The 15,718-nt window shown below is 73.6% G+C and carries 11 protein-coding genes and 1 pseudogene; 5 read left to right on the plus strand and 7 right to left on the minus strand.

The genetic code is table 11. The features are described from left to right. Positions 1–58 precede the first annotated feature (58 nt). Together QMF80_RS03690 and QMF80_RS03695 are read left to right on the plus strand one after the other, a co-directional pair. Positions 59–1,135, plus strand: a complete 1,077-nt coding sequence (locus QMF80_RS03690) for a LacI family DNA-binding transcriptional regulator (protein WP_283449395.1) — start codon at positions 59–61, stop codon at positions 1,133–1,135. Next, positions 1,132–1,941: a sugar phosphate isomerase/epimerase family protein gene (locus QMF80_RS03695; RefSeq protein ID WP_283449396.1), complete on the plus strand. Its 810-nt coding sequence runs from the start codon at positions 1,132–1,134 to the stop codon at positions 1,939–1,941. The genes QMF80_RS03690 and QMF80_RS03695 overlap by 4 nt, the downstream gene beginning before the upstream one ends. Here QMF80_RS03695 and QMF80_RS03700 read toward each other — a convergent pair. The 5 genes from QMF80_RS03700 to QMF80_RS03720 all read right to left on the minus strand — a co-directional run bounded on the left by QMF80_RS03700 (position 1,929) and on the right by QMF80_RS03720 (position 7,743). Further along, complete coding sequence (locus QMF80_RS03700; protein ID WP_283449594.1) at positions 1,929–2,918, minus strand: hydroxyacid dehydrogenase; 990 nt, start codon at positions 2,916–2,918, stop codon at positions 1,929–1,931. The genes QMF80_RS03695 and QMF80_RS03700 overlap by 13 nt on opposite strands. Positions 2,919–2,944: 26 nt before the next feature. Further along, positions 2,945–3,694 carry a carbohydrate ABC transporter permease gene (locus QMF80_RS03705; protein ID WP_502962765.1) on the minus strand — a complete coding sequence of 250 codons (750 nt, stop codon included), beginning with the start codon at positions 3,692–3,694 and terminating at the stop codon, positions 2,945–2,947. Positions 3,695–3,852: 158 nt separating this feature from the next. Next, positions 3,853–4,701, minus strand: a complete 849-nt coding sequence (locus QMF80_RS03710) for a carbohydrate ABC transporter permease (RefSeq protein WP_283449598.1) — start codon at positions 4,699–4,701, stop codon at positions 3,853–3,855. A 416-nt stretch (positions 4,702–5,117) separates the two neighbouring features. Then, positions 5,118–6,443: an ABC transporter substrate-binding protein gene (locus tag QMF80_RS03715; RefSeq protein ID WP_502962757.1), complete on the minus strand. Its 1,326-nt coding sequence runs from the start codon at positions 6,441–6,443 to the stop codon at positions 5,118–5,120. 127 nt (positions 6,444–6,570) lie between these two features. Then, complete coding sequence (locus QMF80_RS03720) at positions 6,571–7,743, minus strand: substrate-binding domain-containing protein (protein ID WP_283449397.1); 1,173 nt, start codon at positions 7,741–7,743, stop codon at positions 6,571–6,573. 189 nt (positions 7,744–7,932) lie between these two features. Here QMF80_RS03720 and QMF80_RS03725 point away from each other — a divergent pair, with 189 nt between their 5' ends. The 3 genes and pseudogenes from QMF80_RS03725 (at position 7,933) to galK (ending at position 11,794) form a co-directional block, all read left to right on the plus strand. After that, entirely contained in the window at positions 7,933–9,762 is a 1,830-nt protein-coding gene (locus QMF80_RS03725; RefSeq protein WP_283449398.1) for a glycoside hydrolase family 35 protein, read from the plus strand. Positions 9,763–9,773: 11 nt separating this feature from the next. Further along, positions 9,774–10,538: pseudogene (locus QMF80_RS03730) on the plus strand (galactose-1-phosphate uridylyltransferase); the annotation flags it as partial. 20 nt (positions 10,539–10,558) lie between these two features. Beyond that, positions 10,559–11,794: a galactokinase gene (galK, locus tag QMF80_RS03735; protein ID WP_283449401.1), complete on the plus strand. Its 1,236-nt coding sequence runs from the start codon at positions 10,559–10,561 to the stop codon at positions 11,792–11,794. 209 nt (positions 11,795–12,003) lie between these two features. On the opposite strand, the gene QMF80_RS03740 is transcribed toward galK, so the two are convergent. Together QMF80_RS03740 and QMF80_RS03745 are read right to left on the minus strand one after the other, a co-directional pair. Next, positions 12,004–12,867: an ABC transporter permease gene (locus tag QMF80_RS03740; RefSeq protein ID WP_283449402.1), complete on the minus strand. Its 864-nt coding sequence runs from the start codon at positions 12,865–12,867 to the stop codon at positions 12,004–12,006. Continuing rightward, entirely contained in the window at positions 12,864–15,599 is a 2,736-nt protein-coding gene (locus QMF80_RS03745) for an alpha/beta fold hydrolase (protein ID WP_283449403.1), read from the minus strand. Before QMF80_RS03745 ends, QMF80_RS03740 begins: the two co-directional genes overlap by 4 nt. Positions 15,600–15,718 lie beyond the last annotated feature (119 nt).

The following is a 15,718-nucleotide window of genomic DNA, read 5'->3' on the forward strand; positions in this document are numbered from 1 at the left end:
GATGGAGATCCACACCCGGATGAGACGATGACCCGGGCACACCGGAAGGGGCGGAATGATGGCGGTGACTCTCGCAGAGGTCGCGGGACACGCGGGCGTGTCGCCCGCGACGGTCTCGCGCGTACTCAATGGCGGCTACCCGGTGGCCGGGGGCACCCGGACCCGCGTCGAGCGGGCGATCGAGGAGCTGGGGTACGTCGCCAACGGCCCCGCCCGCGCTCTCGCGGCCGCCACCTCCGACCTGGTCGGTGTCCTCGTCCACGACGTGGCCGACAGCTTCTTCGGGATCCTCGCGGGTTCCCTGCAGAGCGCCCTCGGCCCGGAGAACGGCCACCACGGGGGCGGCCGGCTCGCCGTGGTCTGCAACACCCAGGGCGAACCCGCCACCGAGCTCGCCTATCTGACCCTGCTCGAAGGCCAGCGGGCGGGCGGAGTCGTGCTGACCGGGGGGGCGGCCGAGGACCCGGCCCACACGGCCGCGCTCACCGCCCGCGTCACCCGGATCGCCGGTACCGGGGCGCCGGTGGTGCTCTGCGGGCGCCCTCCCCTGGCGGTACCGGCCGGACTCCCCGTCGCCACCGTCATGTTCGACGACCGAGGAGGTTCCTTCCGCCTCGCGGAACACCTCCTCAGCCTGGGGCACCGCCGGATCGCCTACGTCGCCGGGCCGCCCGGACTGAGCACCACCCGGGAGCGCCTCGCCGGGCACCGCGCCGCGCTGCGGGAGCGGGATCCTTTCCTGCCCGAAGCCTGCGCACCCCTGACCGTCCACGCGAGCTTCGACCGGGCCGCGGGCTATGACGCCACCCGCGAACTGCTGCGCCGCGGCGCGTCCTTCACCGCGGTGGTCGCCGCCAACGACACGGTGGCCACCGGAGTCGCCGCGGCCCTGCGGGAAGAGGGCATACGCATTCCACAGGACGTCTCCGTCGCGGGCTTCGACGACCTCCCTTTCTGTGTGGACACCGCGCCCGCCCTCACCACCGTGCGCGTGCCGCTGCGGGAAGCGGGCGTACTCGCCGCCCAGTTGGTCACCCGCCGCAGAATGCTCCCGCCCGGGGGCATCACCACCCTGCCCACCGAGCTGATGGTGCGCGGTTCCACCGCGCCCCCGCCCACCGCGAGTCCGTCATGAGGTACGCCTTCTCCACCCTCGGCCTGCCCGGCGCCACCCTCGCCGAGGCCGCGGCCCTGGCCGCCACCCACGGATACGACGCGGTGGAACTGCGCGCCCACCCCGAGGAACCCGTCCATCCGGGGATACCGGCCGGCGACCGGGCCGCCGCTGTCCGTACCTTCACCGCCGCCGGGGTCGGGATCCTCGCGGTCGCGGGTTACGCCCAGGTCGCGGCCACGGGTCCGGACGAGCCCGTCCTCGCCGAACTCCGGGCGCTCACCGCCCTCGCCGCAGACCTCGGCGCCCCCTACGTCCGCGTGTTTCCCGGGGGCGGCGGTCTGCCGACCGCCGAAGCCGACGCGACCGCGGTCCGGCGGCTCACCCACATCGCGCCGCTCGCCGCGCGCGAGGGCGTCCGGATCCTGTTGGAGACCCATGATTCGCACCGCACCGCGGCCGCCGCCGCCAGGGTGCTGGACCGGGTCGCCCATCCGGGGGCGGGAGCGCTGTGGGACGTATTGCACACCTGGCTCGGCGGGGAGAGCCCGGCGCGCTCCCGGTGGGTACTGGGTGAACACCTCGGCTACCTCCAGGTGAAGGACGTGGCATCGGCCCAGGACCTGACCCCGTTGGGGCTGGGAGCCGGAGCGCTGCCGCTCGCGGACGCGGTGGCCGCCGCGCCGCCCGGGGGCTGGCTCTGCTGGGAGTACGAGAGACGCTGGTACCCCGGCGCCGAGGAACTGCCCGGCCAGCTGGAGGCGGGCCGGGAGTACCTGGCGGGGCTGGTGCGATCGGTGCGGAAGGAGGCGGATCAGGCCGAGTAGGCGAGTCGTCCCGGATCGACGGCGTAGCGGAAGCCGAGCCCCAGGGCGTAGCGCTCCAGCTCCTCGACGGCCGTCGCCGCCAGGCGGTCCAGCTCGCCGCCCAGGGACCCGGCCACATGAGGGGTGAGCAGGACGTTCGGCAGGTCGAACAGCGGCGAGGCGGAGGGCAGCACCTCGGGTTCGGTGTGATCGAGCACGGCGTGCAGTCGGCCGGAGACCAGTTCCCCGGTCAGCGCGGCGGTGTCCACCAGCGCGCCGCGGGCGGTGTTGACGAGCGTGGCGCCGTCCCGCATCAGGGCGAGCCGGGCCGCGTTGAGCAGGTGCCGGGTCTGGGGGAGGGAGGGGGCGTGCAGGCTGACCACATCGCTACGGGAAAGGAGTTCGTCCAGGTCGACGGCCTCGGCGCCCAGCGCCTCCAGTTCGGCCGCGTCGGCGTACGGGTCGTGGACGAGCACCCGCAGATCGAAGGGGCGGAGCAGCTCCAGCACCCGCCGCCCGATCAGCGACGCACCGATCAGCCCGACCGTACGCCGGTAGTTGCCGATGGCCGGGTATCGGCTCAGCAGGTCGATCGGCCCCCGGGTGGACCGGTACAAGTGGGCTGCTTCCAGGACCCTCTTGTTGGCGAAGAGGATCGCGGCCAGCGTGTACTCGGCGACGGGGACCGCGTTGGCACCGGCGGCGCTGGACACCAGCAGACCGCGGTCCCAGCAGGCTTCGGTCACATGGTGTTTGACACTGCCCGCCGCGTGGACCACGGCGCGGAGCCGGGGCATCCGGTCCAGCGCGACCGCGTCCAGCGCTGGACAGCCCCAGCCGGTGAACAGCACCTCGGTCTCGCCCAGCCGGTCCACGGGGAAGGCGGCGAGGTCCTGGGAGTCGGAGAGGAGGAGGGCGGGGTCCACGTCGGCGACGCGGTGGAGTTCGGACAGGGTGTCCGGGTCGCCCAGTACGGCGGCGCGCGTGCCCGGGCTCATGGCGAGCAGGGTGACGGGACGGTGGGTCACTTGACGGCTCCCGCGGTGAGACCCGAGCGCCAGAAGCGCTGGAGGCTGAGGAAGGCCAGCACCAGCGGTACGACGGCGACGAGCGAACCGGTGATGAGAAGGGGGTACAACTCGGGCTGCTGATAGACGCTGCGATTCCACATGAACAGGCCCAGGCTGACCGGGTAGAGACGCTCGTCGTTCAGCATGGTGAGTGCGCCGTAGAAGTTGTTCCAGATGGCGGTGAAGGTGAACAGGAAGATGGTCACAAAGCCGGGCCGGAGCATCGGGAACGACACGTGGGTGAACACGCGCAGTTCACTCGCACCGTCCATTCGGGCGGCGGCGAGCACCTCGTCGGGCACGTACCCCTCGGCGAACACCCGGGCCAGGTAGACCCCGAAGGGGTTGACGAGGGCGGGCACCAGGTACGCCCAGTAGGTGTTGACGGCTCCGGCGGCCGAGGCCATCAGGTACAGGGGGAGTTGGATGACGGTCGCGGGGACCAGGACACCGGCGAGTACGACGCCGAAGAAGCGTTCCTTGTGCCGGAAGTCGTAAGCGTGGAAGGCATATCCGCAGGCGACGCTGATCAGGGCGGAGAGGGCGGATCCGAAGACGGTGTAGAGGAGGCTGTTGCCCAGCCAGCGGCCGAAGATGCCGTCGTTGTAGGCGAAGAGGTCGCGGAGGTTGGCGAGGAGGTTGAAGTCGCCGAAGGAGTAGGGGTCGGTGGCGAAGAGGTCGCGCCGGTCCTTGGTCGCGGCCATGACCAGCCAGGCGAGCGGCAGCAGCGTGTACCCGGCGACCAGCAGGAGGACGGCGTTGACGGCGGTCTTGGAGAGGAGGGCGGAGCCGCGGCCGCTGCCGCGGGCGGGCGCGGCGAGGGTCGGGTCGGTCGCGTGGGTCGAGATGGCGGGGATGGTGGTCACGCGGCCCTCCAGCGGTTGCCGAGCTTGGTGACGACGTAGGAGGCCGCGCCCGCGACCAGCGCGAGGAGCAGGGCGCTCGCGGCGGCGAGCCCGTAGTCGTGGCCCTTGAAAGCGGCGCTGAAGATGTACATCGTCGGGGACCAGGACTCGCCCATCTCATGGGCCCGCAGTTGCAGCAACTGCGGGGCGTCGAAGAGCTGGACCGCGCCGACACAGGTGAACAGGGTGGTGAGGATCAGGGTGGGGCGGATGCTCGGCACCTTGACCTGAAGAGCGGTACGGATCGCTCCGGCGCCGTCCATGGTGGCGGCCTCCAAGGTCTCGCGGGGCACGGCCTGGAGCCCGGCGAAGAAAATGATCATGTTGTATCCCATCCACTGCCAGGCCGAGATGTTGACCACGGACAGCAGGGCCTCGTCCCGGCCGAAGAAGTTCCAGGAGAGACCGGCGCCGTCCAGGACGTCGAGCACCGGGCTGAGGCCGGGGGTGTAGAGGTACAGCCAGATCATGGCGGCGATCAGGCCGGGGACGGCGTGCGGCAGGTAGTAGGCGATCTGGAAGAAGCGCTTGGCGCGGGCGAGGGCCGAGTCGAGCAGCAGGGCCAGGAGCAGGGCGCCGCCGACCATGACGGGGATGTAGAGGACGCAGTAGACGGCGATGTGACGGAAGGAGGTGAGGAAGAGGGGATCGGTGAGGGCCTTGGTGTAGTTCCCGAATCCGCTGAACACGCGCCGGGTGCCGCCGAAGCCGAGTCCCGACTGCTCGTCGTGGAAGAGGCTGAGCCAGGCGGCGTATCCGATGGGGGCGACCGTGACGAGGGCGAAGAGGACGAAGAAGGGGGCCATGAAGAGGGCGGGAGCGAGGCGGGTGCCCCTGCCGGTCGGGGTGCGGTGGGGATTGCGCCCGGCGGCGGGCCCGCCCGGATCCTTCCCGCCCGGATCCTTCCGGCTCAAATCCTTCCGGCTCGGTGTCCGTGCGGGCGCGCCCGTGACGGCCAAGGCGTCCGGGGCGCCCTGAGGCTTGGCGAGGGCCCGGCGGTCCGGGTTCCCCTCCGGCTCCGGCTCGGTGGCCCGGGGGGCCGTGCCCCCCGTCGGATCCGGCTCGGCGGCCCGGCTGTCCCGGACCCCGGTCGGCTTCGGGCCTGTGGTCTGAGCGTCCGGGACTCCCGACGCCCCCGGCCTGGCGGTCCGGGGGGACGGGGAGCTGGGTGGGTTCGGGCCCGTCGAGGCGTCGGCGGGCGTGGGCTGGGAGGTCGGGGGCATTAGCCGGCCAGGCCGAGGCCGCGGGAGGTGATGGCCTTCTCGGCGGCCGTCTGGCCCTCGGTCAGGGCCTTGGTCTGGTCCGCGCCCGCCGCGTTCTGGGCCGCGTTGACCTGGAGCTGGGCCGGGCCCCACGTCCAGCCGGGCACGATGGTGTCCGCCGCAGCGCCCGCGAGGGCGTACGGGTCCTGCCCGGCGAAGTACGAGGCGTCGAACAGCTTCGAGGCCGCCACCCGCATCTCCGGATTGGCCGGGAGCGCGCTGCTGGGCGCTTTCAGTGAGCTGAGCCGCGCCGTGACCGCCTCCGGGTCGGTGGTCACCCACGCGATGAACTCCGCCGCGGCCTTCGCCTTCTTGCTGCCCTTGGGCACGATGTAGGAGGTGCCGCCATACATGCCCGTGGCCGCCTTCCCGTCCCAGGTCGGCAGCGGGGCGATGCCCCACTTGCCCTTCAGGTCCGGGTAGCTCGCCAGGAACGTACCGGCCGTCCAGGCGGCGCCGATGACGGTCGCCACCTGACCGGACGAGCGCTCCTTCGCCTCGCCCTCACCCCAGAGCGGGGTTTTGGAGGTCAGTCCGGCCGCCAGCAGGCCGTTCCAGTACGCGGCGACCTTCTGCGAGGCGGGGTCGTTGATGGCGACCTTCCACTTGTCGCCCTCCGTGCCGTACCAGTGGCCACCGGCCTGCCAGGAGAGCCCGGCGAGCACGGCCGGGTCGCCGCCGCCGAAGTTGGTGATGCGGACCGACGGATCGGCCTGGTTGATCTTCTCCGCGGCCTGCTTGTACTCCTCCCACGTCGTCGGCACGGCGACGCCGTGCTTCTCGAAGATGTCCTTGCGGTAGAAGAGTTCGAGCGGGGTGATGTCGAAGGGCACCGCCCAGGTCTTGCCGCCCAGGCTGACCAGCGACCGCACCGCCTTGGGGAACTTCTCGGCGACGAGCTTGCCCGAGGTCCCGCTCAGGTCTTCGAGGTTGCCGCCGCTCGCGAACTCGGGGAGCGAGGAGTAGTCCATCGTCGCGACGTCCGGGGCATTGCCGCCCTTGACGGCGTTGGCGAGCTTGGCCGCCCCGTCCGGTCCGCCCGGCACCGCCGAGAAGGCGACCCGCACGTTCTTGTGGGTCTTGTTGAAGGCGTCCGCGGTCTGCTGGGCGCCCGCGCTGGAGGACCAGTAGGTCACCGTGACCGGCTGATCGGCCGACCCCGCGGGCTCGGCCGCCGCGCCCTCCCTCTGCTGGCCGCCGCACGCGGTGGAGAGCAGGGCCAGGGAGGCCACCGAGGCGGTGAGGGCGAGGCGGGACAGGCGGGAGGAAGGCAGGCTGCGCGACATGGTTCGACTCCTACGGACGACCGCTGCGGGCGGCGGATGGGAGAACGCGGCCCATCTTTTGCGCGAACACGCACACCGTCAAGAGCGAACGCACAACTCGATCGAAACAGTCAGTTCAATCCGTCCTTTATGAGCGAATGGTCAGTCGGGGGAGCAGTTCCAGGTGCTGCCGCGGACTGCCGCCGCCGTGCGGCCCGTACGCCGTCCCGCCGCCCCCGGCCAGCCGCTCCAGCAGCAGCTCCGCCGCCCGCGCACCCACCTCGCGCTTGGCCGGGGCGACCGCCGAGAGCGGTACGTCCGCCAGCCCCGCCACCTCGTCGTCGTACGTGATCACCGCGAGGTCCTCCGGCACCCGCACCCCGCGCGCCTGGAGCCGCGGGATCAGCATGATCGCGTCCGTGTCGCTGTGGATCAGCGCGGCGGTGACCCCGCCCGAGGTCACCGCCGCGCACAGGTACTCCAGGGTGCGGGCGAACCGGTCCGCCACCGACAGGGCCGCGACCGGTGTCGTGCCCGGTCCGGTCTGCGGCCACGCGGGCGCCGGGGCCAGGCCCAGGGCGGCGACCGCGGCCTCGTACCCGGCCCGCAGCCGCGGGCTCGTCGGGGTCTCCTGGCAGGCCAGCGCGATCCGCCGGTGCCCCAGCTCCACCAGGTGCTGCACCGCCCGCGCCGCGCCGTGCGCGTGGTCGGACACCACCCGGTCCAGCGCGGCCGCCGGGTGCCCCGGCGGTGCCCAGCGCTCCACCAGCACCGTGGGAACCGCCAGCTCGGCGGTCCAGGCCCCCTCGCCCGGCCCCGGCGACCCGGCGTCCCAGTTCGGGGTCAGCAGCAGCCCGTCCGCGCCCGTCGACAGCAGCCGGTCGGCCTGGGTCCGGTCCTCGCCCGGCAGGTACCGGGTCAGCCCCACGGTCAACCGCGCGCCCCGGGCCTCGACCACGTCCCGGGCCCCGCGCACCACGTCGGCGTAGTAGTACTCGGTGGTCGGCACGACCATCCCGACCACCAGTCCCGCGGCTGCCCCCGGGCCGGCCCGGTCCGCTCCGGACGCCGCCGCCTCCGCCCGCGCCGAGGTCCCGCCCGCGCGCCCCGGACCGCGTCCCTCCGCCGCCGTCGGCTCGACCCGGCTGATCGCCCCGTGCATCCGCTGGATCTCGCCGCGCGCCGCCATCGCCTCGATGTCCCGGCGCAGGGTGACGGGGGAGACGCCCAGCTCCTGGGCCACGTCCGACACCCGGACGCTGCCCCGGGCCCGGACGAGCGCGAGCACCTGGGCCTGGCGCTGGTCTACATGTGGTCTCAAGGGGTCCCTCCGCGGTCTGCCCGCCCGGCTCGGTCGACCCGGCGGCGGCACCTCATCATAGGCAGCAGAGAGAGCCGAAACGATCGATTCGATCGTTTCCGATCAAGTTGACGTTGACGGGGTGTGCGTCACGTTCATATATTCGGCATCGATCGGCACCCTCGCACCGCACGGCACGGGAGTCAGCGCATGCTCACGCACGACCAGGACGGATTCCGCCGCGCAGACCGGCCCCACCGCGTCATCTCCGGGGCCCTGCACTACTTCCGGGTCCACCCGGACCTGTGGGAGGACCGGCTCACCAGGCTGTGCGCCCTCGGCTGCAACACCGTGGACACCTACGTCCCCTGGAACTTCCACGAGAGCGCCCCCGGCAAGGCCGACTTCACCGGTCCCCGCGACCTCGCCCGTTTCCTGCGCATCGCCCAGGGTCTCGGTCTCGACGCGATCGTCCGGCCCGGCCCGTACATCTGCGCCGAATGGGACTTCGGCGGACTGCCCGCCCGGCTGCTCGCCCAGGACGGGCTGCGCCTGCGCTGCTCCGACCCTCGGTTCGAGGCCGAGGTCGACGGCTGGTTCGACCTCGTCGTCCCCGAGCTGCTGCCGCTGCTCGCGAGCCGGGGCGGTCCGGTGGTCGCCGTACAGATAGAGAACGAGTACGGCTCGTACGGAAACGACACCCGCTACCGCGCCCATGTCGAGCGGGGCCTGATCGAACGCGGCGTGGACTGCCTGCTGTTCACCGCCGACGGCGCCGAGGACGCGATGCAGCAGGGCGGCATGGTCCCCGGCCGGCTCGCCACCGCCACCTTCGGCGCCCGCCCCGCCGAACGCCTCGAACTGCTGCGCCGCTACCAGCGCACCGGCCCGCTCGCCGCGATGGAGTTCTGGCTCGGCTGGTTCGACCACTGGGGCGAGGAGCACCACGTCCGCGCCGTCGAGGAAGTGGCGGCATCGCTCGACGAACTCCTCGCCACCGGCGCCTCCGTCAACCTCTACATGGCCCATGGAGGCACCAACTTCGGCTTCTGGGCGGGCGCGAACCACACCGGCTCCCGCCCCGGCGAGCCCGGCTACCAGCCGACCGTCACCAGTTACGACTACGACGCCCCCATCGGCGAGGCCGGTGAACTGACCCCCAAGTTCCACGCGTTCCGCGAGATCATCGGAAAGTACGCGCCGCTGCCCGAGGGCCCGCTGCCCGAGCCCCGGCCCCGCCTCGCGGCCGCCCTCGCCACCGCCACGGGCCACGCCCCGCTGGCGGCCCACCTCGACGCGCTCTCCACCGTGCTGCACCGGCCCGCACCGGAGCCCATGGAGAAGCTCGGCCAGGACTTCGGGATGATCCATTACCGTACGTCGATCACCGGGCCCCGCCCCGCGATGGCGGTCAGGATCGACGGGCTCGGCGACCGGGCCTACGTCTTCGCCGACGGCGTACCGCTCGGCATCCTCGACCGGAACGCGCCCGACGAGGGACTCGACCTCGCGGTGGGCGAGGCCGGGGTGGTCCTCGACGTGCTCGTCCGCGCCCAGGGCCGGGTCAACTACGGCCCGCTGCTCGACGACCGCAAGGGCATCTGGCGCGGCGTACGCCACGGCCACCAGCACCTGTTCGAGTGGGAGATCAGGCCGCTGCCGCTCACGGACCTGACCGCGCTCACCTGGTCGGCCCCGAGGCCGGCGCCCGACGCCCGGCCCGCGCCCGACGCGCCCGGAGCCCCGGAGTCCGCCTTCCACCACCCCGCCTTCCACCGCTTCGCGCTCCGCGTCCCCGCCCCCGCCGACGGCTTCCTCGACCTCTCGGCCTGGCGCACCGGCCTCATCTGGCTGAACGGTTTCCTCCTCGGCCACTACGACACCCCGCGCGGCCCCCAGCGCACCCTCTACGCCCCCGCGCCGCTCTGGCGCGCCGGCGAGAACGAGATCGTGGTACTGGAACTGGAGCGCCCCGGCGCCACTCTCCCGCTGCGCGACACGCCCGACCTCGGCCCGCAGAAGGTCGTCACCCTCCAGTGAGAGAAACCAGCGTGAAGCGCACGAGCAGCCGCCTCGCCCACGGCCGCGAGATCATGTACTACGACGCCGACGGCGGCCCGGCCCGGGCCTTTCCCGACTCCCGCCCGCTGGAGGCGGCCGTCACCACCTCGGAGGTCCGCCGCGATCCGCTGCTCGGCGACGCCGTGGTCATCGCCTCGCACCGCCAGCAGCGCACGTACCACCCCCCGGCCGACGAGTGCCCCCTCTGCCCCTCCACCCCGGAGCGCGCCAGCGAGATCCCGGCCCCCGACTACGAGGTCGCCGTCTTCGAGAACCGGTTCCCCTCCCTCGCGGGCGGCGCCGGCCGTTGCGAGGTCATCTGCTTCACCCCCGACCACCTGACCTCCTTCGCCGAACTCGACGAGGAGCGCGCCGCGCTCGTCCTGGCGGTCTGGACCGACCGCACGGCCGGACTCTCCGCGCGGGAGGGCGTCCGCCAGGTGTACTGCTTCGAGAACCGGGGCCCCGAGATCGGCGTCACCGTCGCCCACCCGCACGGCCAGATCTACGCGTTCCCCTTCGCCACCCCGCGCACCGCGCGGATGACCGCCACCGTGGCCGCGCACCGCGCGAGCACCGGTCGCAACCTCTTCGACGAGGTCCTCGCCGCCGAACGCGCCGACGGCAGCCGCGTGGTGCTGGCGGGGGAGCACTGGACGGCCTTCGTGCCCTACGCCGCGCGCTGGGTGGCCGGGACGGAGTCCGGCATGGAGGCCTTCATGAACGACGTCCGCCCCGAGGACGCGGCCGCCCGGCTGCGGGAGGTGGCGACCCCGTGACCCGGACCACCGGGACCGGCCCCGCCCGGACCGGCCCCGCGTCGAGCGGCCCCACCACGCCCCGGACCGCCGGGAGCCGGACCGCCGGGGAGTTCCAGCGGCTGTACGGAGCCGCGCCCGAGGGGGTCTGGGCCGCCCCCGGCCGGGTCAACCTGATCGGGGAGCACACCGACTACAACGACGGCTTCGTCCTGCCCTTCGCGCTCCCGCAGCGCACCGAGGTCGCCGCCTCCCGGCGCACTGACGGAATCCTCAGGATCCATTCGGCCGACACCCGCTCCGGGGTGGTCACCCTGGACGTCTCCAGCCTCGACCCGGCCCACTCGCCGAAGGGCGCCGACGGGTGGGCGGGCTACCCGGCCGGGGTGCTCTGGGCCCTGCTCGACGCTGACCTTCCGGTCAGCGCGGGCGCCGACCTGCACATCCGCTCCGAGGTCCCCGCCGGGGCCGGACTCTCCTCCTCCGCCGCCCTCGAAGTGGCCACGGCGCTGGCCCTGACGGAGGCGGCGGGCCTGCGGCTCAGCCGCCCCGAAGTGGCCCGGCTGGCCCGCCGCGCGGAGAACGCGTACGTGGGCGTCCCCTGCGGGGTCATGGACCAGACGGCCTCGGCCTGCGCCACCGACGGCCACGTCCTCCACCTGGACACCCGCACGCTGGCGGAGCGCCACCTGCCCTTCGACTGCGCCGCCGAGGGCCTGGCGCTGCTCGTGATCGACACCCGGGTCACCCACGACCTCGCCGACGGGGCCTACGCGCGCCGCCGGGCGTCCTGCCACGCGGCGGCCGCCGCCCTCGGGCTGGACGCCCTGCGGGACCTGCCCCCGGCCGGGCTGGAGGAGGCGCTGGGCCGGCTCGCCGACCCCGAGCAGCGGGCCCGCGTACGCCACATCGTCACCGAGAACGACCGGGTGGCCCGGGTGGCGGCCCTGCTGACGGCCGGGCGGCTGCGCGAGACGGGACCGCTGCTGACGGAGGGGCACGTCTCGCTGCGCGACGACTACGAGGTGTCCTGCCCGGAACTCGACCTGGCCGTGGCCACCGCGACGGCGGCCGGGGCGTACGGGGCCCGGATGACGGGCGGCGGCTTCGGCGGCTCCGCCCTCGCCCTGATCGACGCGGAGGCCGAAGCGGCCGTGGCCCGGGCGGTGACGGAGGCCTTCGCGCGCTCCGGTTTCACCTCGCCCCGGACGCTGGTCGCGGCTCCCTCCGCCGGGGCCGGGCGACTGGCCTGAGCGAAACGGGCCCGCCCGGGCCGCCCCGCCCACGCGGAAAAGCCGTGCGCCGCCTCCCCCGGCCGGGAAAGGCGGCGTACGCGGGCCCTCAGGCACTCACCCGGGCCTCAGCACTCACCCCGGGCCCTCAGGTACTTATCCGGGCCCTCAGGCACTTTTCAGGTACGTACCTGGCTATTCATGGCAGGTGCGTGCGGCACTCGGACCTCTCAGGACACGATGTCCTTGCGCGCGAACCCCCGGAAGGCCAGGGCGAACAGCACCAGCGCGTACGACACCGACACCGCGACCCCCTTCACCATGCCGCCCCACTCCAGCTGCGGCTGCAGGGCGTCGGCCCAGGCGAACTGCCAGTGCGCGGGCAGGAACTCCCGCCACGAACCGAGCGCGGTCACCGCGTCCAGGACGTTCCCGACGATCGTCAGGCCGACGGCCCCGCCGACCGCGCCGAGCGGCGCGTCCGTGCGGGTGGACAGCCAGAACGCCAGCCCCGCCGTCACCAACTGCGACACGAAGATGAAGGCGACCGCGAGCGCGAGCCGCGGCACGGTGTCCGCGGCGGGCAGCGCCCCGCCCGTCGGCAGCTTCAGCGGCCCCCACCCGTAGGCGGCCGTACCCGCCGCCAGCGCCACCACCGGCAGCAGCACCATCGCCGCCAGGCTGAACCCGAGGGCCACCACCAGCTTGCTCCACAGCAGCCGCGCCCTCGGCACGGGCGAGGCCAGTAGGTAGCGCAGCGAGGACCAGCTGGCCTCCGAGGCGATGGTGTCCCCGCAGAACAGGGCCACCGGCACCACCAGCAGGAAGCCCGCCGAGACGAACAGGCAGGTCGCCGCGAAGTTCGCGCCGGACGCCGTCGCCGTGTCGATCAGGGTGACCCGGCCGTCGCCGCCCCGCCCGCCGTCCTGCGAACCGCCCACCGCGAAGGCGATGATCATGATGAAGGGCAGTGCGGCCAGCACCCCGCCCATCACCAGGGTGCGGCGCCTGCGCCACTGCCGCAGCGCCTCCACGCGCAGCGGCAGCGTCCGGCTCGCCTGGTATCCGGGAGCCACCTCCTGTACGGCGCTCACGCCGCACCTCCGATCAGGGTCAGGAACGCGTCTTCCAGGCGCCGGTGCGGTCCGACTCCGGACACCGGCACCTCCAGCCGGACGAGTTCGGCGATCAGCCGGCCCGCGGTGGCCCCGTCCAGCCGGACGAGCAACCCGTCCTCGGCCCTGACCACGGAGTCCACTCCCTCCAGCGCCGACAGCTTCTCGACGGCCGTGTCGTCCACCGGCCCGGCCAACGTCACCAGCAGGGTGTCCCCGCCGCCGGTGATCTCGGCCACCGGACCCGCCTGGACCAGCCGACCCCGGTCCATGACCACCAGGTGCGTACAGGTCTGCTCGACCTCCGACAGGAGGTGGCTGGACACGATCACGGTCCGGCCGGCCGCCGCGTAGCGGATCATCACGTCCCGCATCTCGCGGATCTGCGGCGGGTCCAGCCCGTTGGTCGGCTCGTCGAGGATCAGCAGGTCCGGCATGCCGAGCATGGCCTGCGCAATGGCGAGCCGCTGCCGCATGCCCTGCGAGTACGTCCGTACCGCGCGCTCCAGCGCGTCGCCGAGCCCCGCGATCTTCAGCGCCTCGGCCATGTGCGAGTCCTCGACCGGTCGGCCGGTGGCCTGCCAGTACAGCTCCAGGTTGGCCCGGCCCGACAGGTGCGGCAGGAAGCCCGCGCCCTCGACGAACGCCCCGACCCGGGACAGCACCGGGGCCCCGCCCCGGATCACGTGCCCGAACACCCGGATCTCTCCGGCGTCCGGTGTGATCAGCCCCATCAGCATCCGCAGGGTGGTGGTCTTCCCGGCGCCGTTGGGCCCGAGCAGCCCGAGCACCTGGCCCTTCTCCACCCGCATCGACAGGTCGCGCACCGCGTAGCGGTCCTGCGACTTCGCGTACCGCTTGCTCAGACCGGTGATCTGGAGCGGTACGCCGGCCAGCGCGTCCTCGCGCTCCGGGCCGCCGGGCGCGCCGCCGCCCGGGGCGCCCGGGGCGCCCGCGCCGGGGCCCCGGCGCCGGATGCCCAGCAGCGCGGCGGCCAGCACGGCCGCGCCCAGCGGCAGCCCCCAGGTCCAGGCGGGCAGCCCGGCCGTGGCGGTCCGTACGGCGTCCGCGACCGGCGCCGTGAGGGCGCCGTCGGTGACGGAGACCGTGTACGTCGCCGGAGCGGCCGGGGTGGCGTAGCCGAGGTCGGTCGCGGCGATGACCAGCCGCAGCCGGTGGCCGGGCTGGACGCCGTAGTCGACGGCCGGGAGCGCGAGCTTCACCTCGGCGCCCTGACCGGCGTTCCGCACCCGCAGCGGGGCGACCAGCTGGCTGGGCAGCACCTGCTGGCGGCCGTCGGGTCCGACGTCGTACACCTTGCCGAAGAGCACCGCCGAGCCGTCCGCGGCGCTCGACCTCACCTTGAGCTTCACGGTCGGTGTGCCGGTGACCCGCAGTTCCTCCTCCAGCGGCTTCGATTCGAAGCTCGCGAACTGCCCGGGGAAGTCCAGGGCGAAGCCGGCGCCGAGGCCCGCGAGCTGGCCGCCGAGCCCCGGCAGCGAGGAGAGCGCGGGCGGCGCGCCGCCCGCCGGATTGGCGAAGGTCTGCTCGCGGCCCGTCAGCTCGACGGTCCGGCCCGGGGAGGTCAGCCCCGGGTAGCCGCTGTCGTCGGAGGCGCCGCGCAGTGTGACCGTGCCGTCCGTGGAATCGATTCCCCCGGTGCGCGAGACCCGGAACCGCGGTCCGGTGTCCGCCGACGCGTCCTGCTTGAGGTAGCGGTCGAACCAGGACGTGACCCGGCTCTGGATCCGCCCGTTCTCCCGCATGCCCCCGTCGTGGCCGCCCGCCGCCCAGTCCACCGCGAACGGCGTCCCGTTCTTCGCGAGGGCCGCCGCCATGGCGTCGGACTGGTCCAGCGGGAAGAGGGAGTCCGCCTGCCCCTGCACGATCAGCGCGGGGACCTTGATCCGGTCCCCGACCGCGGACGGGCTGCGCCGCTCCAGCAGCTCACGGGCCTGCGGGTCGGGTGCGCCCGCGACCGCCACGCGCTCGTACATCGCGCACAGCTCCGGCTGGAACCGCCCGCAGCCGGGCGCGGCGAGCGGATCCACCGGCCCGGCCCCCGCGCCCGCCTGGCCGCCGGGCTGGAGACCGCCCGCCGAACCGGTGGTGAAGAACACCCCGGCCCACAGCTTCTTGAAGACGTCGTTCGGGAAGAGCGAGTCCGCGAGGTTCCAGTAGGTGATCTCCGGTGCGATCGCGTCCACCCGGGGGTCGTAGGCGGCGGCGAGCAGCGAGACCGCTCCGCCGTACGAGGCGCCGGTGACGCCCACGCGCGGATCCCCAGCGGCGTCCAGGCGGACCTCGGGCCGGGTGGCGAGCCAGTCGATGAGCCGGGAGACGTCCTTGACCTCGTACTCGGGATCATTGAGGCCGATCTTGCCGCCGGAGCGGCCGAACCCGCGCGCCGACCAGGTCATGACGGCGTACCCGTCACGTGCCAGCTGCTCGGCCTGGGCCCGGACGTCGTCCTTGCTCCCGCCGAAACCGTGCGCGAGCAGGACGGCGGGGCGTTTCTCCCCGCCCCCGGCGGTGAAGTACGAGGTGTCGATGGCGGCGCCGGGCAGGTCGAGCACGCGGTCCTGGCGGTGCACGGCCGGGGCGTCGTCGGACGCGGCGGCGGTCCAGGTGCCGCCGACCGCGACGATCGCGAGCGCGGCCGCGCCCGCGAGCAGGCGGCCCCGGCGGCGCCGGGGCAGTCGGAGCTTCATACAGAGACCCTAAACGTAAGGGCGCCCCCGCCGGAGCGACCGGAGGTGGACCTGCGCACCTCCTCCAGGAGTACTCCGGCCGCCGGGCCTACCGCAGGCGCGGTACGCGGGGTCACGGC

The organism is Streptomyces sp. G-G2 (assembly GCF_030063135.1).
Lineage (GTDB): Bacteria > Actinomycetota > Actinomycetes > Streptomycetales > Streptomycetaceae > Streptomyces.